General features: G+C 68.5%; 22 protein-coding genes and 2 tRNA genes. 16 read left to right on the forward strand and 8 right to left on the reverse strand.

The features are described from left to right. Positions 1–2 precede the first annotated feature (2 nt). A complete protein-coding gene (locus tag AS96_RS02915) occupies positions 3–1,499 on the forward strand; it encodes an amidohydrolase (RefSeq protein WP_036285569.1) in 1,497 nt (498 codons plus the stop codon). Between the two features lie 60 nt (positions 1,500–1,559). Here the strand turns inward: AS96_RS02915 and AS96_RS02920 are convergent, their stop codons facing one another. Further along, on the reverse strand, positions 1,560–2,045 hold the full coding sequence (locus AS96_RS02920) for a Dps family protein (protein WP_036285456.1): 486 nt from the start codon (positions 2,043–2,045) through the stop codon (positions 1,560–1,562). Positions 2,046–2,177: 132 nt separating this feature from the next. Between AS96_RS02920 and AS96_RS02925 the strand changes: the two genes are divergently transcribed. Together AS96_RS02925 and AS96_RS02930 are read left to right on the forward strand one after the other, a co-directional pair. Further along, positions 2,178–2,717, forward strand: a complete 540-nt coding sequence (locus AS96_RS02925) for a gamma carbonic anhydrase family protein (protein WP_036285457.1) — start codon at positions 2,178–2,180, stop codon at positions 2,715–2,717. Continuing rightward, positions 2,717–3,400, forward strand: coding sequence for a hypothetical protein (locus AS96_RS02930; RefSeq protein WP_051498730.1), 684 nt, complete (start codon positions 2,717–2,719; stop codon positions 3,398–3,400). Before AS96_RS02925 ends, AS96_RS02930 begins: the two co-directional genes overlap by 1 nt. A 177-nt stretch (positions 3,401–3,577) precedes the next feature. Here the strand turns inward: AS96_RS02930 and AS96_RS02935 are convergent. After that, a tRNA-Gly gene (locus tag AS96_RS02935) sits at positions 3,578–3,651 on the reverse strand. Positions 3,652–3,757: 106 nt separating this feature from the next. On the opposite strand from AS96_RS02935, the gene AS96_RS02940 reads away from it, so the two are divergent. From AS96_RS02940 to AS96_RS02965, 6 genes are all read left to right on the forward strand, one after another. Continuing rightward, a tRNA-Pro gene (locus tag AS96_RS02940) sits at positions 3,758–3,831 on the forward strand. 71 nt (positions 3,832–3,902) lie between these two features. Then, complete coding sequence (gene tig / locus AS96_RS02945) at positions 3,903–5,396, forward strand: trigger factor (protein WP_036285459.1); 1,494 nt, start codon at positions 3,903–3,905, stop codon at positions 5,394–5,396. A gap of 172 nt (positions 5,397–5,568) precedes the next feature. Further along, a complete protein-coding gene (locus tag AS96_RS02950; RefSeq protein ID WP_016465111.1) occupies positions 5,569–6,153 on the forward strand; it encodes an ATP-dependent Clp protease proteolytic subunit in 585 nt (194 codons plus the stop codon). A gap of 11 nt (positions 6,154–6,164) precedes the next feature. Next, positions 6,165–6,830 (forward strand): ATP-dependent Clp protease proteolytic subunit, encoded by a 666-nt coding sequence (locus AS96_RS02955; RefSeq protein ID WP_036285461.1) that lies wholly within the window; start codon positions 6,165–6,167, stop codon positions 6,828–6,830. 156 nt (positions 6,831–6,986) lie between these two features. Further along, positions 6,987–8,255: an ATP-dependent Clp protease ATP-binding subunit ClpX gene (clpX, locus tag AS96_RS02960; RefSeq protein ID WP_036285463.1), complete on the forward strand. Its 1,269-nt coding sequence runs from the start codon at positions 6,987–6,989 to the stop codon at positions 8,253–8,255. A gap of 52 nt (positions 8,256–8,307) precedes the next feature. Further along, entirely contained in the window at positions 8,308–8,823 is a 516-nt protein-coding gene (locus AS96_RS02965; protein WP_036285466.1) for a hypothetical protein, read from the forward strand. Positions 8,824–8,872: 49 nt separating this feature from the next. Here AS96_RS02965 and AS96_RS02970 read toward each other — a convergent pair whose 3' ends face one another. After that, positions 8,873–10,930 (reverse strand): M3 family metallopeptidase, encoded by a 2,058-nt coding sequence (locus AS96_RS02970; protein ID WP_036285468.1) that lies wholly within the window; start codon positions 10,928–10,930, stop codon positions 8,873–8,875. 71 nt (positions 10,931–11,001) lie between these two features. Between AS96_RS02970 and AS96_RS02975 the strand changes: the two genes are divergently transcribed. Genes AS96_RS02975 through AS96_RS02985 form a run of 3 tightly spaced genes read left to right on the forward strand, consistent with a single transcriptional unit; the run spans position 11,002 to position 13,537 of the window. Then, complete coding sequence (locus AS96_RS02975) at positions 11,002–11,622, forward strand: winged helix-turn-helix domain-containing protein (protein WP_036285469.1); 621 nt, start codon at positions 11,002–11,004, stop codon at positions 11,620–11,622. Then, entirely contained in the window at positions 11,619–12,917 is a 1,299-nt protein-coding gene (locus AS96_RS02980; protein ID WP_036285471.1) for an MFS transporter, read from the forward strand. Before AS96_RS02975 ends, AS96_RS02980 begins: the two co-directional genes overlap by 4 nt. Before the next feature lie 47 nt (positions 12,918–12,964). Then, the gene (locus AS96_RS02985) at positions 12,965–13,537 is read left to right on the forward strand and encodes a dihydrofolate reductase family protein (RefSeq protein ID WP_197017254.1); all 573 of its coding nucleotides are present in this window, start codon (positions 12,965–12,967) and stop codon (positions 13,535–13,537) included. 12 nt (positions 13,538–13,549) lie between these two features. On the opposite strand, the gene AS96_RS02990 is transcribed toward AS96_RS02985, so the two are convergent. The 4 genes from AS96_RS02990 to AS96_RS03005 form a co-directional block, all read right to left on the reverse strand. Beyond that, entirely contained in the window at positions 13,550–13,798 is a 249-nt protein-coding gene (locus tag AS96_RS02990; protein ID WP_036285474.1) for a hypothetical protein, read from the reverse strand. Between the two features lies 1 nt (position 13,799). After that, complete coding sequence (gene valS / locus AS96_RS02995) at positions 13,800–16,382, reverse strand: valine--tRNA ligase (RefSeq protein ID WP_036285476.1); 2,583 nt, start codon at positions 16,380–16,382, stop codon at positions 13,800–13,802. Positions 16,383–16,518: 136 nt separating this feature from the next. After that, positions 16,519–17,088, reverse strand: a complete 570-nt coding sequence (locus AS96_RS03000) for a GNAT family N-acetyltransferase (protein WP_036285478.1) — start codon at positions 17,086–17,088, stop codon at positions 16,519–16,521. After that, positions 17,085–17,762, reverse strand: coding sequence for a pentapeptide repeat-containing protein (locus AS96_RS03005; protein ID WP_036285480.1), 678 nt, complete (start codon positions 17,760–17,762; stop codon positions 17,085–17,087). The genes AS96_RS03000 and AS96_RS03005 overlap by 4 nt, the downstream gene beginning before the upstream one ends. A 243-nt stretch (positions 17,763–18,005) precedes the next feature. Between AS96_RS03005 and ileS the strand changes: the two genes are divergently transcribed. From ileS to ndk, 4 genes are read left to right on the forward strand one after another with little or no spacing between them, the layout of a single operon-like run. Next, positions 18,006–21,425, forward strand: a complete 3,420-nt coding sequence (ileS, locus tag AS96_RS03010; RefSeq protein WP_036285483.1) for an isoleucine--tRNA ligase — start codon at positions 18,006–18,008, stop codon at positions 21,423–21,425. Then, positions 21,422–22,774 (forward strand): bifunctional folylpolyglutamate synthase/dihydrofolate synthase, encoded by a 1,353-nt coding sequence (locus tag AS96_RS03015; protein ID WP_036285485.1) that lies wholly within the window; start codon positions 21,422–21,424, stop codon positions 22,772–22,774. Before ileS ends, AS96_RS03015 begins: the two co-directional genes overlap by 4 nt. Continuing rightward, on the forward strand, positions 22,762–23,169 hold the full coding sequence (locus tag AS96_RS03020; RefSeq protein WP_036285487.1) for a DUF4233 domain-containing protein: 408 nt from the start codon (positions 22,762–22,764) through the stop codon (positions 23,167–23,169). The genes AS96_RS03015 and AS96_RS03020 overlap by 13 nt, the downstream gene beginning before the upstream one ends. Position 23,170: 1 nt before the next feature. Continuing rightward, positions 23,171–23,584, forward strand: coding sequence for a nucleoside-diphosphate kinase (gene ndk / locus AS96_RS03025; RefSeq protein WP_036285489.1), 414 nt, complete (start codon positions 23,171–23,173; stop codon positions 23,582–23,584). Between the two features lie 98 nt (positions 23,585–23,682). Here the strand turns inward: ndk and AS96_RS03030 are convergent, their stop codons facing one another. Next, positions 23,683–24,297: a vitamin K epoxide reductase family protein gene (locus tag AS96_RS03030; RefSeq protein ID WP_036285497.1), complete on the reverse strand. Its 615-nt coding sequence runs from the start codon at positions 24,295–24,297 to the stop codon at positions 23,683–23,685. Between the last annotated feature and the right edge of the window lie 8 nt (positions 24,298–24,305).

The raw sequence follows: 24,305 nt of genomic DNA on the forward strand, positions 1-24,305 counted from the left end.
GGATGCCGCCGCGAGGCGCGACCGTCGACGTCATCGCCAACGCCCGCCTCACCGGTGCCGACCGGCTCGACCCGTTCGGTGACGACCCGGTCGACATCCACCTCGCCCAGGGGCGGATTGTCGACATCGCCCCGGTGCGCGCCCTTCTCCGACGCGGAGAGGTGCTCGACGCGGATGGCGGCTGGGTGATCCCGGGGCTCTGGGACCACCACGTGCACACCGTCCAGTGGGCACTCGTGGCGCAGCGCGTGGCGCTGGGCTCGGTGGGCTCGGCCGCCGAGGCCGCCGCTCTGATGGCCGGTGCGGCGCCGCTCGGCGACGGTCGACGTATCGGCACCGGCTTTCGCGATGCGCTGTGGCCCGACGAGATGACCCTCGCGGCTCTCGACGCGGCGACCGGCGATGTGCCCACGTACCTGATCAACGCCGACGTGCACAGCGTGTGGCTCAACACCGCGGCGTTGCGACGCGAGGGCTTCACGGCCGATGAGACCGGTGTGCTGCGGGAAGAACCCGCGTTCGAGATCTCCCGTCGACTGAACGCCGCCGATCCTCTCGTCGGCGACCGGCTGGTGACGGCGGCACTCGACGACGCCGCTGCGCGCGGGATCGTGGGCATCGTCGATCTCGACATGGCGTGGAATGCGGATGCGTGGCGCCGCCGCCTGGATGCCGGGTTCGACGCCGCCCGCGTCCGCTTCGGCATCTATCCGGCGCAGCTCGACCGCGCCCTGGCGGAGAGGCTGGCGTCGGGCGACGCGCTGGATCGGGCGGGGCTCGTCCGCGTCGGGCCGCTGAAGATCATCACCGACGGCTCGCTCGGCACCCGCACGGCAGCATGCTCGCACCCCTATCCCGGCGACCCCCACAACCGCGGGCTGCTCACCGTGCCCCCGGAAACGCTCGCGGAGCTGATGACCCGCGCCACAGGGGGAGGGCTGGCGTGCGCCGTGCACGCCATCGGCGACGTCGCGAATTCGCACGCGCTCGACGCGTTCGCGACCACCGGTGCGACCGGCACCATCGAGCACGCACAGCTGGTCGCCCACGTCGACATCCCCCGCTTCGCGCGCCTCGGCGTCGGTGCCAGCGTGCAGCCGGAGCACGCGATCGATGACCGCGACATGACCGACACGATCTGGGCGACGCAGACCGGCATCCCGTACGCGCTGCGTTCGCTGGCGGCATCCGGCGCCAACCTCTTCTTCGGATCCGATGCGCCTGTCGCCCCGCTGGATCCGTGGGCAGCGATGGCTGCCGCCGTGTTCCGGACCCGCGACGGGCGCCCGGCCTGGCGCCCCGAAGAGGGCGTGGATGCCGCGACCGCCCTCGCCGCCTCCACCGACGGCGGATCGCACACCGGCTCGGCCCTGTTCCCCGGCGACGTGGCCGATCTCGTCGTGGTCGACCGCGACCCGCTGAGCGCCGATGAGGCAAGCCTGCGCGCGACTGTCGCCCGGGCGACCATGATCGAGGGCCGTCTCACGCACGTGTCATGAGCCCCGACGAACAACGAACGCCCCGGGATGTCGTCCCGGGGCGTTCGTGTCGAGCTGTGACTACGCGGCGAGGTGGGCCGAGAGGAACCAGCGGTCCTTCTCGAGGCCGGCCTTGATGGCGATCGCGACGTCCTGGCTGGTGAGGTCGGTCTCGTCGAGTCCGTCGATCGCGGCCTGCACGTCGGAGATGACGGCATCCATGTCCGAGACGATGGCGACGATCTCGTCCTGCCACTGCGCGAAGCCAGCCGGCACCGAGGTGGCGTCGGTCTTCTCGGCGACCGTGGACACACGCGCGTCGACCGGCAGACCGAGGGCGACGATGCGCTCCGCTGCGAGGTCGGCGAAGCCCCGAGCGTTGCTGACGATCTGGTCGAGCAGCTCATGGATCGCGATGAAGTTCGCGCCGCGCACGTTCCAGTGCGCCTGCTTGCCGTTGACGGCCAGGGCCTGCAGTCCGAGCACGACGGGCGTCAGGAACTGGGCGGTGCCGGCGGCCGCCTCGGGGCCGGCAGCGGTCATGGAAATGTTCTGCGTCTTGGTCATGATCTCGTCTCCGTTCGTCGGGGTTCTCCCACGTTGATGACAACGCTACCGAGCGCCCTGCATTCCGCAAGGTAGAAAAGGCTGGGCTTACGGATGGGCCGTGAATATGCCGCAGCGACTATCGTCGGCCACATGACGATCGCCGACGACGCCTCGATCCTGTCCATCCCGGCCGGTCGGCCGGTCGTACACGCGACCGCGTTCGTCGCCTCCGGCGCACGCCTGGTCGGCGACGTCACCCTCGAAGAGGGCGCAAGCGTCTGGTACAACGCCGTCGTCCGCGGCGACAGTGCTTCGATCACGCTGGGAGCCGGAAGCAACCTGCAGGACAACGTCTCGGTGCACGTGGATGCCGAGCACCCCGTGGTCATCGGGCGGGATGTGTCGGTGGGTCACAACGCCGTGGTGCACGGGTGCACGATCGGCGATGGCTCGCTGATCGGCATGGGCAGCGTGGTGCTGTCGGGTGCGGTCATCGGTTCGGGGTGCCTGATCGCCGGGGGAGCCGTCGTGCTCGAAGGGTCCGTCATCCCGGAGGGGTCGCTGGTTGCCGGCGTGCCCGCCAAAGTCCGCCGCGAGCTCACCGACGAGGAGAAGGCGGGGATCCTCCGCAACGCCCAGATTTATCGGGCGCACTCGACCGCGCACGCGACGGCATCCGACGGGCGCTGATGTTGCCGCGTTCGAGTTTCGTCGAGGAGTTGGCGCGGTTGCTGCCGGCTCCGGCCCCGGGTACGGCGTGCACCTTCATCGCCATCGACGGTGTGGACGGCGCCGGCAAGACCACGCTCGCGGACAACCTCGCGGAGATCATGCGACCGGCGAGAGCGGTCGTAAGGATCTCCATCGATGGGTTCCATCGGTCACGCGCAGCGCGACATGCGCGTGGTCGCGACTCACCCGAAGGCTTCTGGCTCGATTCCTACGACTACGCTGCCTTTCGGCGTGAGGTCGTCGTGCCGTTCCGCTCGGGGACGGGCACCTATCTAGCCGCGGTCCACGACGTCGACAGCGACGCGCTTGTGTCCGCTCCTCGGCTTCCGGTGATCGCCGGCGCAACGGTGATCATCGACGGAATCTTCCTCCACCGTGACGAGCTGCGCGACGTCTGGGATACGACTGTCTTTCTCGACGTCCCGGCCACGGAGTCAGTGCGGCGGCTCGCCCTCCGCGACGGCTCCTCGCCGAATCCCCTGGACACCAGTCAGCGACGGTATGTCGAGGGAAGGGTCAACGTCTCTACCTCACGTCGTGCTCGCCTCGCGAGCGTGCATCCATCCTGGTCGACTACTCCGCCATCGGTGCGGCGTCGATCGTTCGTGGATCCCGCGGTGCTGACCGGGTCGGGCCGCTGACGTCGTGGAGGGCCAGTGCTCCGGGTCAGTCAGCGGAACGGCGACGATCTGAACATCGTCCGCGTAGGTGACACGTCCAGGTGAGGTCGTCCGAGCGCGAACAGACCCGGGAACCTGCCGTGGCGGTTCGGGACGGCACTTTGGAAACGCCGGAAAGCAGGCCCCTCGATGCTCATGTGGAGGGGATGACGGGAATCGAACCCGCACCATCAGTTTGGAAGACTGAGGCTCTACCATTGAGCTACATCCCCGGGGCCGCTCGCGAGCGGCATCCCGAAGAGTCTACAAGGTCTTGTCGGCTAGACTGACCAACGGCCGTTATTCGGCGCACGCGACCTGAAAAGGTGAGTGCGCGCCCGGGGCGTAGCTCAGCTTGGTAGAGCGCCCGCTTTGGGAGCGGGAGGCCGCAGGTTCAAATCCTGTCGCCCCGACACGAACGACCCCCAGACCTAAGAAACCACGGACGCGCACGTGTGCGTCCGGACACGAGGAGAACACAGGCATGGTCACCAGCACCGTCGAGAAGCTCAGCCCCACGCGGGTCAAGCTGCACATCACGGTCACCCCGGACGAGCTCAAGCCGAGCATCTCGCACGCGTACGAGCACATCGCCCAGGACATCCAGATCCCCGGTTTCCGCAAGGGCAAGGTTCCCGCCCCGATCATCGACCAGCGCGTCGGCCGTGGTGCCGTCATCGAACACGCGGTCAGCGAGGGACTGGATGCCTTCTACCGCGAAGCCGTCACCGCCAACGAGGTGCGCATCGTCGGCCGTCCGTCGGCCGAGGTCATCGAATGGCCCAGCGACAAGGACTTCTCCGGTGACCTCAAGGTCGAGGTCGAGGTGGACGTGCGTCCCGAGTTCGATCTGCCGGCCCTCGACGACGTCACCGTCGAGATCGACGCCGTCGAGACCGACGCGGCCGCCGTCGATGCGGAGCTCGACCGCCTGCGCGGCCGTTTCGGCACGCTGGTGACCGTCGACCGTCCCGCAGCCAAGGGCGACTTCGTCGAGCTGAACCTCGTCGCAACGATCGACGGCGCGGAGATCGACCGCGCAGAGGGCGTGTCGTACGAGGTCGGCTCCGGCGAGCTGCTCGAGGGCATCGACGAGGCCGTCGAGTCGCTCACCGCCGGTGAGGACACGACGTTCCGCAGCTCCCTCGTCGGCGGCGACCACGCCGGCCAGGAGGCGGAGGTCTCGGTGACCGTCACCGCCGTCAAGGAGCGCGAGCTGCCCGAGGCCGACGACGACTTCGCGCAGATGGCCAGCGAGTTCGACACCATCGCAGAGCTGCGCGAGAGCCTCGCCGAGCGTGTCTCGGAGCAGTCGGTGTACCTCCAGGGCGCTGCGGCGCGCGACAAGCTCATCGAGGCGCTGCTCGCCAAGGTCGAGATCCCGGTACCGGCGCAGCTGGTCGAGGACGAGGTGCACACGCACCTCGAGGGCGAGGGCCGCCTGGAGGACGACGAGCACCGTGCCGAGGTCACCGAGGCCAGCGAGAAGCAGTTCCGCACGCAGATGATCCTCGACAAGCTCGCCGAGGCGCACGACGTGCAGGTCTCGCAGGAGGAGCTGACGCAGTACCTCATCCAGTCGGCCGCGCAGTACGGTATGGCTCCCCAGGAGTTCGTCGACGCTCTTCAGCAGGGTGGGCAGCTGCCCGCCATGGTCGGCGAGGTCGCCCGCAACAAGGCCCTCGCGATCGCCCTCGGCAAGGTGTCGGTCGTCGACACCAACGGCAAGGCGGTCGACCTGACCGGCTTCGTCGTCGAGGATGAGGCCGAGGCCGAGGCCGAGGTCGTCGCGGAGGCGGAGGAGATCGCCGATGAGGCTGCCGCCGCAGAGGCGAAGCCGGCGAAGAAGGCGCCCGCGCGCAAGCCCGCGGCCAAGAAGGCCGACGCGGATGCCGCCGAGGAGCCGGCCGCGAAGAAGCCCGCCGCGAAGAAGCCCGCCGCCAAGAAGGTGTCGGCGAAGAAGGCCGACGCGGAGTAAGTCCACGGGGACGCGTCCCCACGAAGGGTCGGATGCTGCGGCAACCGGCCCTTCGTCGTTCCCGCTCGTGACACCTGCGACACGAGGCTCCGCCGACGGCGAACACGGGCGAGGCGGCGTGCCCGCGCAGATAGATTCAATGGCGTACGGAAACCCGGAATCAGGAGTATCCATGGCTGAACCACTTGTCGCTACGAGCGTCTTCGACAGGCTGCTGAGAGACCGCATCATCTGGCTGGGGTCGGAGGTGCGCGACGAGAACGCGAACGAGATCTGCGCCAAGATCCTGCTCCTCGCGGCCGAGGACAGCGAGAAGGACATCTACCTCTACATCAACTCGCCCGGCGGCTCGATCACCGCCGGCATGGCGATCTACGACACCATGCAGTTCGTGCCGAACGACATCGTCACGGTCGGTATCGGCATGGCCGCGTCGATGGGCCAGCTGCTGCTGACCGCGGGCACGAAGGGCAAGCGCTACATCACGCCCAACGCGCGCGTGCTGCTGCACCAGCCGCACGGCGGTTTCGGCGGCACGGCGAGCGACATCCAGACGCAGGCGCAGCTCATCCTCGACATGAAGAAGCGCCTGGCGGAGATCACTGCCGCCCAGACCGGCAAGTCCGTGGAGCAGATCAACGCCGACGGCGACCGGGATCGCTGGTTCTCCGCCGAGGAGGCCCTGGCGTACGGCTTCGTCGACCACATCCGCGAGTCGGCCACCGATGTCATCGGCGGCGGCGGCACCAAGAACTGAAGGAACCGAGAATGAACATGCCCACCGCCGGCATCCCGCAGGGCTTCCAGATGCCCTCCAGCCGCTACATCCTGCCGCAGTTCGAAGAGCGCACCGCCTACGGCTACAAGCGCCAGGACCCGTACAACAAGCTGTTCGAGGATCGGATCATCTTCCTCGGCGTCCAGGTCGACGACGCATCTGCGGACGACGTCATGGCGCAGCTGCTCGTGCTCGAGTCGCAGGATCCCGACCGCGACATCATCATGTACATCAACTCGCCGGGCGGCTCCTTCACCGCGATGACGGCCATCTACGACACGATGCAGTTCGTGTCTCCGGAGATCCAGACGGTCGTGCTCGGCCAGGCGGCCTCTGCCGCGTCCGTGCTGCTCGCCGCCGGAGCCCCGGGCAAGCGTCTGGCGTTGCCCAATGCCCGCATCCTGATGCATCAGCCCGCCGTCGGCGAGTCCGGGCACGGCCAGGCGTCGGACATCGAGATCCAAGCCGCCGAGATCATGCGCATGCGCACGTGGCTGGAAGAGACGATGGCGCGCCACACCAACCGCACGCAGGAGCAGGTACACAAGGACATCGACCGCGACAAGATCCTGTCGGCAGCCGAGGCCCTCGAGTACGGCGTCGTCGACCAGGTCCTGACCTCGCGCAAGCGCGTTCCGGCCGCACTGACGTCCTGACCGCGTGTCATCGTCGATGAGGCCCCGCCGTCGCCTCGCCAGCGGGGCCTCATCGCGCATCGAGAGTTTCACATCCGCATCGCAATCCGGCGAGATGTCCGTATCAGCGGTTAGGCTCGAAGCGCATCCCTGAGAGGTCTCTGGAGGAGGAGCATCATGGCTCGCATCGGTGAGAGCGCCGACCTGTTCAAATGCTCCTTCTGCGGCAAGAGCCAGAAGCAGGTGCAGCAGTTGATCGCCGGTCCCGGCGTGTACATCTGCGACGAGTGCGTCGAACTCTGCAACGAGATCATCGAAGAGCGCATGGCGGAGTCCGCCGACGGTGTCGTCAGCGACTTCGACCTCCCGAAGCCTCGCGAGATCTTCTCCTTCCTGGAGGAGTACGTCGTCGGTCAGGAGCCGGCGAAGAGGGCTCTCGCCGTGGCCGTGTACAACCATTACAAACGGGTCCGCGCCCACGGGACCCTGCAGTCGGCCGAGCAGCGCGCCGACGAGGTGGAGATCGCGAAGAGCAACATCCTGCTGCTCGGCCCCACCGGGTGCGGGAAGACCTATCTCGCCCAGACGCTCGCCAAGCGACTGAACGTGCCCTTCGCCGTCGCCGACGCCACGGCGCTCACCGAGGCCGGCTACGTCGGCGAAGACGTCGAGAACATCCTCCTGAAGCTCTTGCAGGCCGCCGATTTCGATGTCAAGCGCGCCGAGACCGGCATCATCTACATCGACGAGGTCGACAAGATCGCGCGTAAGGCCGAGAACCCGTCGATCACGCGCGACGTGTCCGGAGAGGGCGTCCAGCAGGCGCTGCTGAAGATCCTGGAGGGAACGGTCGCCTCCGTGCCGCCGCAGGGCGGCCGCAAGCACCCGCACCAGGAGTTCATCCAGATCGACACCACCAACGTGCTGTTCATCGTCGCGGGCGCCTTCGCGGGCCTCGAGGACATCATCTCCGCGCGTGTCGGCAAGCACGGCATCGGTTTTGGTGCACCACTGCATCGCAAGTCCGAGGACCTCAACCTCTTCGGCGAGGTCCAGCCCGAAGACCTCCACAAGTTCGGCCTGATCCCCGAGTTCATCGGCCGCCTGCCCGTGGTGACGTCCGTCGCGCCGCTCGACCAGGCGGCACTCATCGAGATCCTCACCGGACCGAAGAATGCGTTCGTGAAGCAGTATCAGCGCATGTTCGAACTCGACGGCGCAGAGCTGGAGTTCGAGGACGACGCCCTCCGCGCGATCGCCGACCTCGCCGTCGCCCGCAAGACCGGCGCCCGCGGCCTGCGCGCGATCCTCGAGGATGTGCTCGGTCCCATCATGTTCGAAATCCCCTCCACGGATGACGTCGCCAAGGTCATCGTGACCCGCGCAGCCGTCACCGAGGGAGCTCCACCGACCCTCGTGCTGGAGCACAAGCGCAAGAGCGCCTGAAACGGTGTCCGCGCCACACACACACCGGGAACAGCCACGCAAAGGCGTTCGCGTGCTCCGCATCGCCGTCGCCATCGTGATGGCCACCCTCATCCTCGCCGGAGTCGGTGCCGTCACCTTCATGCACGCCTTCGGCCCGCGCGACGGAGAATCGATCGCGCATGCGCGCGTCGACATGGCGGCACGCGAGCTGCAACGGCGGGTGAACCAGCCGGGCCCGGGTGTGGATGCACAGACGCTCGCCGGCGCCGAGTTCATCGGGACGGTCGGGGGAGCCGACGTCCACGCGTATTCGTGGCGCGGGTCGACGTCCGATCCCGACGGGGCACGCATCGACGTCCGCCTGCGCGTGAGCGTCCAACCGCAACCGTCCCGCGAACTCTTCCAGCCCGGTGTCGCCGCAGGAAGCGCCACGGAGTGCTTCCGGTTCCACGTGCGGCAGGGTCGCTCGTCCTATCGGCCGATCGAATGCCCCGCCTCGATTCCGTCCTCGACGCCGACCCTCCCCGCGTCCGCAGCCCCCTCGCCGTCAGCGACGCCCCTTCCGATTCCCTCGGCGACACCCTGAGCGAGGCAGCGGGAGGTGGCGCCATCGCACACCGCCTCCCGCCCGCTCGTCAGCTTCCGAGTCCTCGCCGCACCAGCAGAGGCGCGATGTCGGCATCCCGCCCGCGGAAGTCACGGTACGCCTCCACCGGGTCCTTCGAGCCGCCCACTCCGAGCACCCGCTCGCGGAAGCGATCGCCGCCGGCGCGGGTCAAGCCCCCGTTCTCCGCGAACCACTCGACCGTGTCGGCGTCGAGCACTTCGCTCCAGATGTACGAGTAGTAGCCCGCGCTGTAGCCGCCCGAGAACACGTGAGCGAAGTAGGTGGACGAGTACCGCGTCGGCACGACCGGATTGTGCAGACCGATGTCCGCCAGCGCCGCTGCCTCGAACGCGGCGACGTCCGTCACCGCATCGACCTCCTCGACGTTCACGCCGTGCCAGGCCTGATCGAGCCACGCCGCCGCCAGATACTCGCTCGTCGCGAACCCCTGGTTGAAGGCTTCGGAGGCGTGCAGGCGGGCGACGACGTCGGCGGGCAACGGCTCACCGGTCTCGATGTGCCGCGCGTACGACGAGAGCACCTCCGGCCAGAGGATCCACATCTCGTTCACCTGGCTCGGAAACTCCACGAAGTCGCGGAAGACGGCAGTCCCCGCGAAGTGCGGGAAGGTCACCGTCGCGAACAGGCCGTGCAGCGCGTGCCCGAACTCGTGGAACATCGTCGTGACCTCGTCGAGCGTCAACAGCGTCGGCTGCCCGGCGGCCGGCTTGGGCACATTGAGGTTGTTCACCACGATCGAGCGCGTACCGTGCAGGTGCGACTGGGTCACGATCGAGTTCATCCACGCCCCGCCGCGCTTGGTGTCGCGCGTGTAGAGGTCGAAGAGGAACAGGCCGAGCGCGGATCCGTCGGCGTTGCGCACTTCGAAGACGCGCACGTCGGGGTGGTAGGCGGGAAGATCGGGACGTTCGGTGAACGTGATGCCGTACAGCGAGGACGCGGCGAAGAAGACCCCGTCGACGAGCACCCGCTCCGCCTCGAACCAGGGCCGCAGTGCCGTGCGATCCACGGCATACTCCGCTTCGCGCACACGCTCGGTATAGAACGCCCAGTCGTGCGCTTCGAGTGGGAACGGCTCGGGCTCAGCGTCCACCATCGCCTGCAGCGCCGCCTGCTCCGCACGCGCGTTGGCCGCCGCCGGTGCAGCGAGCTGCCGCAACAGCGCACGGACGGCCCCGGGAGAGCCGGCCGTCTCGTCGCTGGTCACGTAGGCGGCGTGGTTCTCGTATCCGAGGAGCGCAGCCCGCTGCGCACGCAGGCGCACGATCTCACGCAGCACGTCGCGATTGTCGTTCGCATTGCCGCGCGCACCACGCGATCGCGAGGCCGCGAGCAGACGTCGGCGGCTCTCGCGGCGCGTGAGGCTCGACAGGTACGGATGCCCGGTGAAGAGCGTGAGCGTCACGACGTAGCGCCCCTCGAGTCCGCGGTCCGCGGCATTCTGCGCGGCGGCAGACAACTCACCGTCCGTCAGGCCGTCGAGTTCGTCCGCGGAGTCGAAGACGACGGCGAGGTCGTTCGTGTCCGCGAGCAGATTCTTCTCGAACGTCGTCGTGAGCACCGACAGCCGCTGGTTGAGATCCGTGAGCTGCTGCTTCTCGGCATCGTCGAGCCCCGCGCCGGCATGAGCCATCTCGCGGAATCGACGTTCGACCAGATAGCGCTCCTCTGCGCTCAGCGCATGTTCGTCGCGACTGTCGAAAACGGCCCGTACTCTCGCGAAGAGCGCGCCGTCCAATTGCACGGCATCGTGATGGGCGGCCATCAGCGGCGCGAGCGTCTCTTCGACCTCCTGGATCTCGGGCGTCGCGTCGGCGGAGGAGACCGTGTAGAAGGTGCGCGCCACCTGGCCCAAGAGCTCTCCGGCGCGCTCCAACGCGACGATCGTGTTCTCGAAGGTGGGGGCGGACGCGTCAGCGACGATGGCATCGATCTCGCTGCGGTGCCGCGCGAACCCCTCCATGAACGCGGGGAGATAGTGCGCCGGGGCGATCGACGAGTAGTCGGGGAGGCCGTAGGGCAGTGAAGAGGGTGCCAGCAGAGGATTGGAGTCGACGTCGATCATCCCTCCAGCGTAGGCCGGAAATCTCCAAAGATCTGGTTGCAAAGGCTTCTTTGCACGAGTAGCTTTGCATCATGACCCCCGATGATGCACCCGACGGATCCGTAACGGGACGCGCCGAAGAGCGCCGACTCGACGCCGGAGCGCTGCGCGCCCTCGCCCACCCGCTGCGGATCGAGATCTTCGACATCCTCAACCAGTACGGCCCGCAGACGGCCAGTTCCTTGGCGGCGATGACGGGGGAGTCGTCCGGGGCAACCAGCTACCACCTGCGCGCACTCGCGAAGCACGACCTCATCCGAGAGATCAGTGACCGCGGCACGGGACGCGAGCGCTGGTGGGAGCGGCCCCGCGGCGGCATCTCCTTCACCAACCCGGCGGCGATGAAGACGCCCGCCGGCAAGGCGGCCACGCAGCTCGTCATGAGCGAGTTCCTCACGCGGCGTCACCAGCAGTTGATGCGCTACGTGACCGAGAGCTTGGCCTCTCCCGACGGCCTCGACGAAGCCAACGCGATGGTCGCCACCTCGACGTTGCGACTCACTCCGGCGCAGACGGAGGCGCTCATCACCGAGATGCACGAGCTCGTGCTGCGCTACGGCGACCTCTACCGCGATCAGACCGGCGCGGACCTCCATCCCATCAGCATCCGCACCGATGTTTTCCCGCTCCCCGAAGATGGACTCAGCTCATGACGACTCCCGCCACGCACAAGGATGCCGGGGCACCGGCGTCCTCGCCGCTGCCACCCGTCCACCGGGCCCCGCTCGGGCGGGGTTTTCGCACGCTGTGGTCGGCGGCGGTCTTCAGCAACCTCGCCGACGGTGTCGGACGCACGGCGGTGCCCCTGATCGCCATCACGCTGAGCTCCGACCCGCTGGTGATCTCGGTGCTGTCGGCACTGGCGTTCGTGCCGTGGTTGATTTTCGGCTTGCCCGCGGGGATGATCGTCGACCGCCTGGATCGGCGCTACGTCATGGCGTTGGCGAACGTGATCCGGGGAAGCGTGGCGCTGTGGCTCGCCGTCCTCGGTGCCTCCGGCAGCCTGAGCCTCTGGGCGCTGTTCGTCGGCACGCTGGTGTTCGGTCTGGGCGAGACGCTGTTCGACAACGCCACGAATGCGGTCATCCCCGGCGTGGTCGAGCGTGATCAGCTCGATCGCGCGAACGGGTGGATCCAGGCTGCTCAGGTGACCGTCGACAGTTTCATCGCCACCCCGATCTCCGGCATCCTGTTCGCCGCCTCACTCGCCCTGCCGCTCTGGATCGGTTCGGCGGGGTACCTTGTCCCGGTCGTCCTCGCTCTGCTGCTTCCCCTTTCGGCGGCTCGGCCGCTTCGCGCGCCGGCCGATCCCGACGACGCCGCTCGTCCTGCTGCACAGCGCTCGGGGGCGCGGGAGGCGCTCTCCTACCTGTGGCATCACCGCTATCTGCGCACGATGGTCGTGTTCACCTCGTTCACCGGAAGCGCGCTGGCTTTCGCGCAGGCGGTCATCGTCCTCTTCTTCGTCGACGCGCTAGCCGTCCCGGCCGCTGCCATCGGGTTCGTCACCGCCGGTCTCGGGGTAGGCGCCCTGTGCGGATCGCTGCTCGCGCCGCGTCTGGTGGCTCGATGGGGGCGGGGCCCGGTGATGTTCGCAGCAATCCTCGGCGGAGGTGTCGCGATGCTGCTCACCGGCATCGCACCGTCGGTCTGGACGGCCATCCTCGCCTTCGCAACCGCCGCGTGCGCGGTGTCGATCTGGAACGTGCCGTGGGGCAGCCTGCGTCAGCAGATCATCCCGCCCGATATGTTCGGCCGCGTGCTCGGCATCACGCGCACCCTCACCTGGGGGCTGTTCCCGATCGCCACGATCCTCGGCGGCCTCGTCGCGCGGATCGATCTGCGCCTACCCTTCCTCATCGGTGGCGCCGCGACGGCGATCGTCGCTCTCTTCGGCATGCGACTGCTCATCGCGGGGACGCGACAGGCGGGAGCGGAGATCGCTTGACGGCGCTCGAGTCGGCGATGTCGGAGCAGACCCCTACTGTCGTCGGCATGGGACGAATCATCTTCGACACCGCCGTTTCGCTCGACGGCTTCATCGCCGATACGGACGGCTCACTCGAGTGGCTCTTCGCTGCGGCCGGCGGGACCGACCCCGATCCAGACCTGCTTCCCTCGAACGTCGGCGCTCTGGTGCAGGGGGCGACGACGTACGAGTGGGTACTCGCGGCGGAGGATCTGCTGGCGCGCCCCGAGCGCTGGCGAGAGCTCTATGGCGACACACCCACGTTCGTCTTCACCACGCGCGCGCTGCCGATTCCCGCGGGCGCCGATGTCACCTTCGTCTCCGGTGCGGTCGCTGCGGCGCTGCCGCGGATCCGCGCGTCGGCAGGAGACCGTGACATCTGGGTCGTAGGGGGCGGAGACCTGGCGGGTCAGTTCTTCGAGGCGGGTGCCCTCGACGAGATCGCCGTGTCGGTCGCGCCCGTCACGCTCGGCGCAGGGGCGCCGCTGCTGCCCCGGCGCATCGAAGCAAAGCACCTCTCCTTGCGCTCTGCTCACGCGGCTGGGCCCTTCGCCCGGCTCGTCTACGACGTCGTGCCGCCGACGCCGTCCTTCACCTAGGAGCGCCCGTTCTCAGCCGAACTCATCCTCGTCGTCGTGCCGCACGAGCACCTCACCGGATGCCGTGGCCTCCACGATCACGCCGGTGTCCAACTCGGCGATCGGGCGCCCCTCCAAGAAGGTTAGCGTCCAGCGAGGGCGCGGCTGGCCGAGGTCGTCGCCGGGAAGCGCGCGATCGACAGCGTGGATCTGCGGTCGCAGGACGGCAGGAACGGCCGCCGGCGGCTCGTCGCCGCTGGTCCATCGTGTCCCGAGCTGCATCTCACGCCTCCGGAGCGAGCTCGACGGCCTGCACGACCAGGCCTTCCCCGCCACCGACCAGCTCCAGCTCGGCGATGCGCCCGACAGCCTTGAGGTCGCCCTCTGCGAGACGGAGGGCGGCGATGGTCACGTCGTCGCCGCCGAGCACGAGGCGCGCCACCGGCGTCTTCTGAGACGCCTTGGCCTCGGTCTTGGCACGGCGGATGCCGATGAGCGCAGCGCTGGCCGCCGCGAGCACGCCCGGGTCACCGGGTGCGCCGCCGTCGACAGGCTCAGGCCAGGACGCGGTGTGCACCGAGCCGTCCTCGAACCATGACCAGGCTTCCTCCGTCGCGAACGCGAGCACGGGGGCGAGGAGACGCAGCAACGTCGACAGCGCCGTGCGCAACGCGAGTGCCGCGGAGGCCTGTCCGACGTCGGTCTGGTTGTAGGCGCGCTCCTTGACGAGTTCGAGATAGTCGTCGCAGAACGTCCAGAAGAACGCTTCGGTGATCTCCAGCGCGCGGGCATGGTCGTACGCCTCAAAGGCGGCCGTGGCATCGCGCACCACACGGTCGAGAGTCGCGAGCATCGCGGCATCCAGAGCGTGGGTCACCTCGGCGCCCGCCGGCACGGGGAACGACAGCACGAACTTGGCTGCATTGAGCACCTTGATCGCCAGGCGTCGCCCGATCTTCACCTGCGTCGGGTTCTGGGGGTCGAACGCGGCATCGGCGCCGAGCCGGCTCGATGCGGCCCAGTACCGCACCGCGTCGGTGCCGTGCTGGTCGAGGATGTCGGCGGGGGTGACCACGTTGCCCTTGGACTTCGACATCTTCTTGCGGTCGGGGTCGACGATGAAGCCGCTGATGGCGGCATCCGACCACGGAGCCCGATCGTCCTCGAGAGCCGAACGCACCATCGTCGAGAACAGCCACGTGCGGATGATGTCCTGGCCCTGCGGGCGCAGGTCGAACGGTGCGACGACGCTCCACAGTTCCTCGTCGCGCTGCCATCCACCCGCCAGCTGCGGCGTGAGCGAGGACGTCGCCCACGTGTCGAAGATGTCCTTCTCGCCCTCGAAACCGCCCGGCACGCCGCGCTGGGACTCCGTGAACCCGGGCGGCACGTCGGTCGTCGGATCGACCGGCAGGCTCGCGACCTCGGCGGTGATCACACCGCCCTCGACCCGCTCGCCGTTCTCGTCGAGCGGATACCAGACGGGGATCGGCACGCCGAAGAAGCGCTGGCGGCTGATGAGCCAGTCACCGGTCAGGCCGTTGGTCCAGTTCTCGTAGCGCACGCGCATGAAGTCCGGATGCCACTGCATGCCCTGACCGAGTGCGATGAGCTTCTCGCGGAACGCCTCGTCGCGGGCGCCGTTGCGCAGGTACCACTGGCGCGTGGAGACGATCTCCAGCGCACGGTCACCCTTCTCGTAGAACTTCACCGGGTGGCTGAACGGCTTCGAAACCTGCTGCAGCTCGCCCGAGGCCTCCAGCAGCTCGACCATCTTCTTCTTGGCGCTGAAGACGGTGAGCCCGGCCAACTCGGCGTAGGCGGCCTTTGCGGCATCCGTGGTCACGGCCTCGGGGGCGTCGGGAAGGATACGTCCGTCCTGGCCGAGGATCGTCCGGTTGGGCAGATCGAGCTCACGCCACCAGATGATGTCGGTGACATCTCCGAACGTACACACCATGGCGATGCCCGAACCCTTGTCCTGCTGGGCGAGCGGGTGCGCGAGGACGGGCACCTCCACGTCGAAGATCGGCGTGCGAACCGTCTGGCCGAAGTACGGCTGGTACCGCTCGTCGCCGGGATCGGCGACCAGCGCCACGCAGGCCGCGAGCAGTTCGGGGCGGGTCGTCTCGATGTGGATGTCTCCCGAGCCGTCGCTCTTGTGGAAGGCGAGACGGTGATACGACGCCTGCTGTTCGCGATCCTCGAGCTCGGCCTGGGCGATCGCGGAGCGGAAGTCGATGTCCCACAGCGTCGGCGCGAGCGCCTGATACGCCTCACCGCGCTCGAGGTTGCGCAGGAACGCGAGCTGGCTCGTCCGGATGGTGTCGTCCGAGATCGTGCGGTAGGTCTGCGTCCAGTCCACCGACAGACCGAGCTGGCGGAAGACGTCCTCGAACGCCTTCTCGTCCTCCAGGGTCAGCTCTTCGCAGAGCTCGATGAAGTTGCGGCGGCTGATGGGCACCTGGTCCGCGGGCTTCAGGCTCTTCGCGTCGCCGCGGAACGGGGGAGTGAAAGAGGGGTCGTACGACAGCGAGGTGTCGCAGCGCACGCCGTAATAGTTCTGCACACGACGCTCGGTGGGAAGCCCGTTGTCATCCCAGCCCATGGGGTAAAAAACGGTCTTGCCGCGCATGCGCTCGAAGCGCACCTTCACGTCGGTGTGCGTGTAGCTGAAGACGTGGCCGATGTGGAGCGATCCCGACGCGGTCGGCGGCGGCGTGTCGACGGAGAAGACGCCGGCGCGGCCCTTGGCCTTCGCCGCGTCGCGGTCGAAGAGGTAGGTGCCTGCCGCGCTCCACGCGGCATCCCACTTCTGCTCGAGGCCTTCCAGGGCGGGCTTGTCGGGAATCTGCGCGTCGGACATGGGTCTCCTCGAGCGATATGTGCGGCACTGTGTGAGCGTGCCTGAGTGTGGAATGTGCGCCCCAGTCTACCGGGCGCGCGCCGGTAGGTTCCGATGAGATGGCGGATGCCGAGGAGCGCCCGACCCGATCCGATCCTCAGTTCTCGACATCTCCTCGCGAACCAGTCGGCCGCGCATCGGCGTGACGCTCCCACGCACTGCGGTCGACGGCGAAGGCGAGGTGTGGCATGTCGACGCCGCGGTAGTGGGTGGTGAAGGTGCGGCGCACCGTCATGCCGAGTCGGATCGCGACGTTCATCGAGGCCACGTTCGTCGAGCGGATCTTCGCGTACAGCTCGTCGATCCCCAGCGTCGAAAACGCCCAGTCACGACACCCGGCGGCGGCCTCGACGGCGTACCCGTGACCCCAGTGAGCGCGCTGGAACAGGTAGCCGACCTCGATGACCTGGTCGCCATCGATCTGCTGGCGTGTGATGCCGCACTGTCCGATCATCCGCCCGGTGTCACCGTGCACGACCGCCCACAGCCCGAAACCGTCGTCCCGGTACCGCTGCTGCGTGCGACGCAGCCACGCCGACGATTCCGCATCGCTGAACGCGCCGTTGTACGCCGTCATCGCCTCCGGGTCGTGGAGGATCGCGCGCAGGTCCGGCAGATCCTCGTCGGTCATCTCTCGCAGCCGCAGCCGGGCCGTCGCGATGTTCACGCGACGATCCGGATGCCGAGAGCCTGCGCGAACGCGGGGGCGTGAAGCTCAGCCTGTCGGGGCTGAAGCCAGGCACCGGTTAGCGCACGGACATCGGTGAATGCCAGCACTTCGAGCCCGCGCAGATCCACATCGTCGCCTCGCATTCCACGCGTGTCGACCTCGTCGACGCGGCATCCCTCGAAGGCGACCCGCGCGAGTCGCGCCTCAGGCAGATCGATCGAGCCGAAGCTGCAGTCGACGAAGAGGACGTCGGTGAGCTCGGCGGACGGCAGCGAGAGGTAGTCGATGTGCGCCCCGCGCACCACGACGCTGTCCCAGCGCACCCGCAGCCCGTCGAGCGTCGCGATGCGCCCGCCGGTCAGCTCGACATTGCGCCAGCTTCCGTCACGCGCGACCAGCGCCATCGCGCGGAGCTGGTCGACCGCGACGTCGACAAACGTGGCGCCCGTGGCGTCGACGTGACCGGCGGCCGGTCCGGATGCCGCATCCACCCGAGACTCGACGAGACGGCAGTGCGCGGCATCCACCTCGCCGCCCAGGCCGTCGACGAGAACGCCGATCAGGTCGGCCCGGCTGCGCAGCGCGCTGACCGCGTCGAGGTCGGTGGGAACGTCGGGGACGCTGATTCGCGGAGGCCGGGGACCGAGAGAACCGGAGGAGCGGGCAGCCATCCCTCGAGCCTACGCGCCCGGTATGATGGTCTGATCAGCACCGATCCGGCCATCACCGGGGAGCTCGCGGAAGAACGCCCAGGGAACCCCCGGGGTCACTAGAACCGCGCGGGGCAGGCCCGTCACAGCCGTCGCATGAGTGGCCGACGATGGGTGTCGGCAAGCGGGGTGGTACCGCGGTCGCACGATCGTCCTCGCAGGAAGACTGCACGAATCCGATGCACGAGCACCTGCTGGAGTGACATGAGCTACCCCCGTCCCTCGACGAACCCCGCCGCCGGCGTCACGAGCGCTTTCGGTCCCGCCGCCGACGTGTCTCCGAGCCCCCGCTTTCCCGCGATCGAGCGCGACGTGCTCGACTTCTGGACGCGCGACGACACGTTCCGCGCCTCGATCGCGCAGCGCGACGGCGCCGAGGAGTGGGTCTTCTACGACGGCCCGCCGTTCGCCAACGGTCTGCCGCACTACGGACACCTGCTGACCGGATACGCGAAGGACCTCTTCCCGCGCTTCCAGACGATGCGGGGCAAGAAAGTCGACCGCGTCTTCGGCTGGGACACGCACGGACTTCCGGCGGAGCTGGAGGCCATGAAACAGCTCGGCATCACCGAGAAGAGCGAGATCGAGCAGATGGGGATCGCTTCCTTCAACGCGAAGGCACGCGAGTCGGTGCTCGAGTACACGCAGCAATGGGAGGACTACGTCACCCGCCAGGCGCGCTGGGTCGACTTCGAACGCGGCTACAAGACGCTCGACACGGGCTACATGGAGTCGGTGCTGTGGGCGTTCAAGGAGCTGTGGGACAAGGGCCTCGCCTACGAGGGGCACCGCGTGCTGCCCTACTGCTGGCGCGACGAGACCCCCCTGTCCAACCATGAGCTGCGCATGGACGACGACGTCTACAAGATGCGCCAGGACCCCTCCGTCACCGTCACGTTCCCGCTCGTCGGTGTGAAGGCGGAGAGCCTGGGGCTCACCGGCGTGCGCGCCCTGGCGTGGACGACCACGCCCTGGACGCTGCCGACCAACCTCGCCCTCGCGGTCGGTCCCGACATCGAGTACGTCGTCGTGCCCGGTGGGCCGAACGGAGCGGCGGATGTCCCGGCATCCGGCGACGACGAGGGCGCGGCGGCACATCGCTACCTGCTCGCTTCCGATCTGCTCGGCGGTTATGCGAAGGATCTCGGATACGAGAACGCGGCCGAGGCGGCCGAAGCCGTGGAACGGACCATTCTCGGCAGCGAGCTGGCGGACGTGCATTACGACCGACTCTTCGACTACTACGCGGATGCCGAGGTGTGGGGAACCTCGTCGGCCTGGCGCATCCTCGTCGACGATTACGTCAGCACGACCGACGGCACCGGCATCGTGCATCAGGCACCGGCGTTCGGTGAGGACGACCAGCGGATCACCGAGGCGGCCGGCATCCCGCTGATCATGAGCCTCGACGACGGCGGGCGCTTTCTCCCGCAGGTCGGCGATGTCGCCGGCGAACTGTGGATGGACGCCAACCGTCCGCTCATCCGCCTGCTGCGCGCCGAGGGCCGCCTGCTGCGCGAGGCGTCTTACGAGCACTCCTACCCGCACTGCTGGCGGTGCCGCAACCCTCTGATCTACAAGGCCGTCTCCAGCTGGTTCGTCCGCGTCACGGCGATCAAGGACCGTCTGATCGAACTGAACGAACAGATCACCTGGGCGCCGGAGAACGTCAAGCACGGCCAGTTCGGCAAGTGGCTCGAAGGCGCCCGCGACTGGTCCATCAGCCGCAACCGCTTCTGGGGCTCGCCGATCCCGGTCTGGCGCAGTGACAACCCGGAGTACCCGCGCGTGGACGTGTACGGGTCGCTCGCCGACCTGGAGCGCGACTTCGGCCGGCTCCCGCGCAATGCCGCCGGCGACGTCGATCTGCACCGTCCCTTCATCGACGAGCTGACGCGCCCGAACCCGGACGATCCGACGGGAGCGAGCACGATGCGGCGCATCGAGGACGTCTTCGACGTCTGGTTCGACTCGGGGTCGATGCCGTATGCCCAGGTGCACTACCCGTTCGAGAACCGGGAGTGGTTCGACGAGCACGCGCCGGCCGACTTCATCGTGGAGTACATCGGCCAGACGCGCGGCTGGTTCTACGTCATGCACGTCCTGTCCGGTGCCCTGTTCGACCGGCCGGCCTTCACGGGTGTCGCCTGCCACGGCATCGTGCTCGGCAGCGACGGGCAGAAGATGAGCAAGTCGCTGCGCAACTATCCGGATGTCAGCGAGGTGTTCGACCGCGACGGCTCCGACGCCATGCGGTGGTTCCTCATGGCGTCCTCGGTGCTGCGCGGCGGCAACCTCATCGTCACCGAGGAGGGGATCCGCGCCGGAGTGCGCGAGTTCCTGCTGCCGCTGTGGAACACGTGGTATTTCTTCGCGACCTATGCGAACGCCGCGACCACCGACGGATACGAGGCGCGCTGGCGCACCGACTCGACGAACGTTCTGGACCGCTACATCCTCGCGCTGACCGGCGACCTCGTGCGCGGCGTCGCCGCCGACCTGGAGCAGCTGGATTCGACGACGGCCGCGGCGAAGCTCCGCGACTTCGCCGAGGCGCTCACCAACTGGTACGTCCGCCGATCGCGCGACCGGTTCTGGGTGGGGGTGACTGACGACCCGGCATCCACCGACGCGTTCGACACGCTCTACACGGTGCTCGAGACGTTGACGCGCGTCGCCGCGCCGTTGATCCCGCTGATCTCCGAGCGCGTGTGGCAAGGCCTGACCGGTGGTCGCAGCGTGCACCTGGAGGACTGGCCGGACGCCGACGCGTTCCCGACGGCATCCGACATCCGCACCGCGATGGACGCCGTCCGTGAGGTCTCGAGCGTCGCGAACGCCCTCCGCAAGAAGGAGGGCAAACGCGTGCGCCTGCCCCTGCCGCGGCTCACGGTCGTGGTGCCGGACGCCGAGGCGCTCGCACAGTTCGAGGACATTCTGCGCGACGAGCTCAACGTGAAGGCCGTGGAGCTCGTCGAGCTCGAGGCGAGCACGGCGGTCGACTACGGCATCACGCACCGCCTGTCGGTCAACGCCCGCGCCGCCGGTCCCCGCCTGGGCAAGCAGGTGCAGCAGGTGATCGCCGCCGCCCGCGCAGGGGAGTGGACGGACGCCGACGGCTCTGTCGTCGTCGGCGGGATCGCCCTGGAGCCGGGGGAGTACGACCTCGTGCTCGAGACCGCCGGACGCCCCGACGGCGAGGCGCTCGCGGTGCTGACGGGTGCGGGAGACCGCCAGGGCGGCTTCGTGCTGCTCGACACCACTACGACGCCCGAGCTCGAAGCCGAGGGTCTCGCGCGCGACATCATCCGCGCCGTGCAGGATACCCGCAAGGCCGCCGGCTTCGACGTGAGCGACCGCATCCGCCTGCAGCTGCTGTTCTCCGCATCGGAGGATGCCGCGGCCGTCGCGGCCGCCTTCGCCACCGCGGACGTCGCGGGCGAGACACTCGCCCTCGACTACGCGGTCGTCTCACCCGAGGGCACCGCGCTCGTCGGAGAGGGATCGGTGCTGGCTGCGGCCGAAACGATCGACGCCGACCACACGGCGCTCGTCGCGGCCGGTACCTACGCCAACGCCGGCGACGTCACCGTCGCCGTCACCCGGATCGGAGCGTCCTCGTGAACGACCGCCAGCGCGCCGACGCCGTCTACCGCGCCCTGTTGACCCGCCAGGGCGAGCAATGGGTGCAGCCCCGCGTCGAACGCACCCGCCGCGTGCTGGAACTGCTCGACGATCCGCAGCGGACCTACCGCGTCGTGCACGTCACCGGCACCAACGGCAAGACCTCGACCAGCCGCATCATCGAGTCGATCGTGCGTGCCCACGGGTTGCGCACCGGGCTGTTCACGAGTCCCCATCTCGAACGCTTCACCGAGCGCATCATGATCGACGGGGAGCCGATCGAGGACGCACTCATCGCCGATGCCTGGGACGAGATCGCCCCGATCGTCGACCTGGTCGACGCGGAGCTCGCGGCATCCGGCGATGCAGCTCTCACCTTCTTCGAGCTGCTCACGGTGCTCGCCTTCGTGGCATTCGCCGACGCCCCGGTGGACGTCGCGGTCATCGAGGTCGGGATGGGCGGAAGCTGGGACTCGACGAATACGGCCGACGGGGACGTCGCAGTGATCGCACCGATCGATCTCGACCACGCCGACAAGCTCGGCCACACGATCGCCGAGATCGCCGCCGTCAAAGCGGGGATCATCAAAACCGACGCCGCCGCGGTGTCGGCACAGCAGGATCCCTCGGCCCTGGACGTCCTCACCACAGCCGCCGCCGCGCGAGGCGCGTCCCTCGCGGTCGAGGGGACCGCCTTCGGCCTCACGAGCCAGACGCTCGCCGTCGGCGGACAGCAGCTCAGCGTGCGGGGCCTCGCGGCGACATACGACGATCTCTACCTGCCGCTGTACGGCGCACACCAGGGGCACAACGCGGCCCTGGCCATCGCGGCCGTCGAGTCGCTCATCGGCGCCGGCCGACAGCCGATCGCACCCGATGTGCTCACCGACGGACTCGCACAGGTGACCTCGCCCGGCCGTCTCCAGCTGATCGGTGTCGCGCCCACCGTGCTCATCGACAGCGCGCACAACCCGCACGGCGCACGCGCCCTGGTGGCCGCGCTGGGCGACTCGTTCGACTTCGACGAATGGGGCATCGTGCTCGGCGCGTTCGCCGACAAGGACATCGCGGGGATCGTCGCCACTGTCGCGCCGGCGGCGACCCAGGTGTTCGTGACGGCGCCGGACTCCGAGCGGGCGGCCGACCCCGATGCGCTGGCCGACCTCGTCGAGGCCGCGGGAATCCCCGTCACCGTGCACCGTGACCTCGCTGACGCGGCCGAAGCCGCGCGCGAATGGGCAGCGAGCTCGGACCGACGCGCGGTCGTCATCGCGGGCAGCGTCGTGCTGGCGGGCGAGGCGCTGCAACTCGCCGCGGACGGCGACTGGAAGGCCGGGTGGAGCGCGTGAGCGCACGCGCACGACGCGCACGCGGCGCGGAGGAATCGCTCGCACAGGTCGTGCTCGGGTTCGAGTCGATCATCGTCTTCCTCGGCGGCCTGGCGGTCTACGGGCTGAACGTGCTTCCCGCCGGCATCCCGTCCTGGTGGGGGATCGTCGGCGGCTCCGTGCTGGCGGCGCTCCTGATCCTCACGACCGGCCTGACACGTTCACGGGTGGGCATCCTGCTCGGCTGGCTCTGGCAGCTCGTCGTCGTACTGGGCGGACTGCTCGTACCCGCGCTGGTCATCGTCGGGCTGATTTTCGGCGGCATGTACGCGTATGCGACCATCAAGGGCAGAGCGCTCGACCGTCGCAACGCGGCCCGCGCAGACGCTTCCCCGCACGTCACGAACGGAGAATGAAATGCCCACCGAAGAGACTCTCGTCCTCGTCAAGCCCGACGGCGTGGCGCGCGGCCTGACTGGAGCGATCCTGGCGCGCATCGAGGCCAAGGGTTACGCCCTGGTCGACATCAAGCTCGTCGAGCCCGAGCGCGACGTGCTCGAGCAGCACTACGCGGAGCACGCGGGCAAGCCCTTCTACGAGCCGCTTCTCGAGTTCATGCTCTCGGGGCCGTCGGTCGCGATCCGCCTCGCGGGCAACCGCGTCATCGAGGGTTTCCGCTCGCTGGCCGGCACCACCGATCCCACGACCGCAGCACCGGGCACGATCCGGGGCGACTTCGGGCGCGACTGGGGCCTGAAGGTCCAGCAGAACCTCGTGCACGGCAGCGACAGCCCCGAGTCGGCCGCGCGCGAACTGGCGATCTGGTTCTGATCGCCCGCCTGCACGCTCCGATGCCCTCCCGCCTCTGAGGCGGGAGGGCATCGCGCGTCTGGGCTTCGGGCGCCTCTGAGTCTCGGCGCCTCAGAGGTTCAGAAAATGACGTCGAGCAGCTGCGGGATGGCGTCGAGCCGCAGCTGCGCGAGCAGGAGCACCACCGCATACGACACGAACGCCATGAGCGGGACCCACGCGGCCAGAGAGTCGCCGACGGCACGCACACGCGGGCGGGAGGAGATCACGCCCGAGCGCAGCAGCTGGACCGCCACGGCGTAGAACGTCGGGATCGTCACGAGCCACGTGACCATGCACCAGGGGCACAGCGTTCCGAGGAAGAAGATGCTCTGGGTGATCAGCCAGATCACGAATCCGAAGGCGAACGTGACGCCCGCGAAGAACGTGAGCCAGAACCAGCGGGCGAAACGGGCGCCGGCGAGAACAGCCATCCCCACCACGATCGGCGCCATCCATCCGGTGAGCCCCAGGATGGGGTTGGGGAAGCCGAAGACGCTGCCCTGAGCGGAGTCGAGGTTCGCACTGCACTGCACGACGACACTGAAGTCGCACGACGCCGGTGCGGTCGATCCGGTGGCCTTGTCGAACTTCTCCAACGTCAGGGCGAACGCCGCGATCCACCCGATGACTCCCGCGATCACCAGCCAGATGGCGAGGATCTTCGGGCGGGTGTCGATGGTCTGCGCGGACATGCTGGCGA

The sequence above is a fragment of the Microbacterium sp. MRS-1 genome (genome assembly GCF_000585455.1).
GTDB classification, from domain to species: Bacteria; Actinomycetota; Actinomycetes; order Actinomycetales; family Microbacteriaceae; genus Microbacterium; species Microbacterium laevaniformans.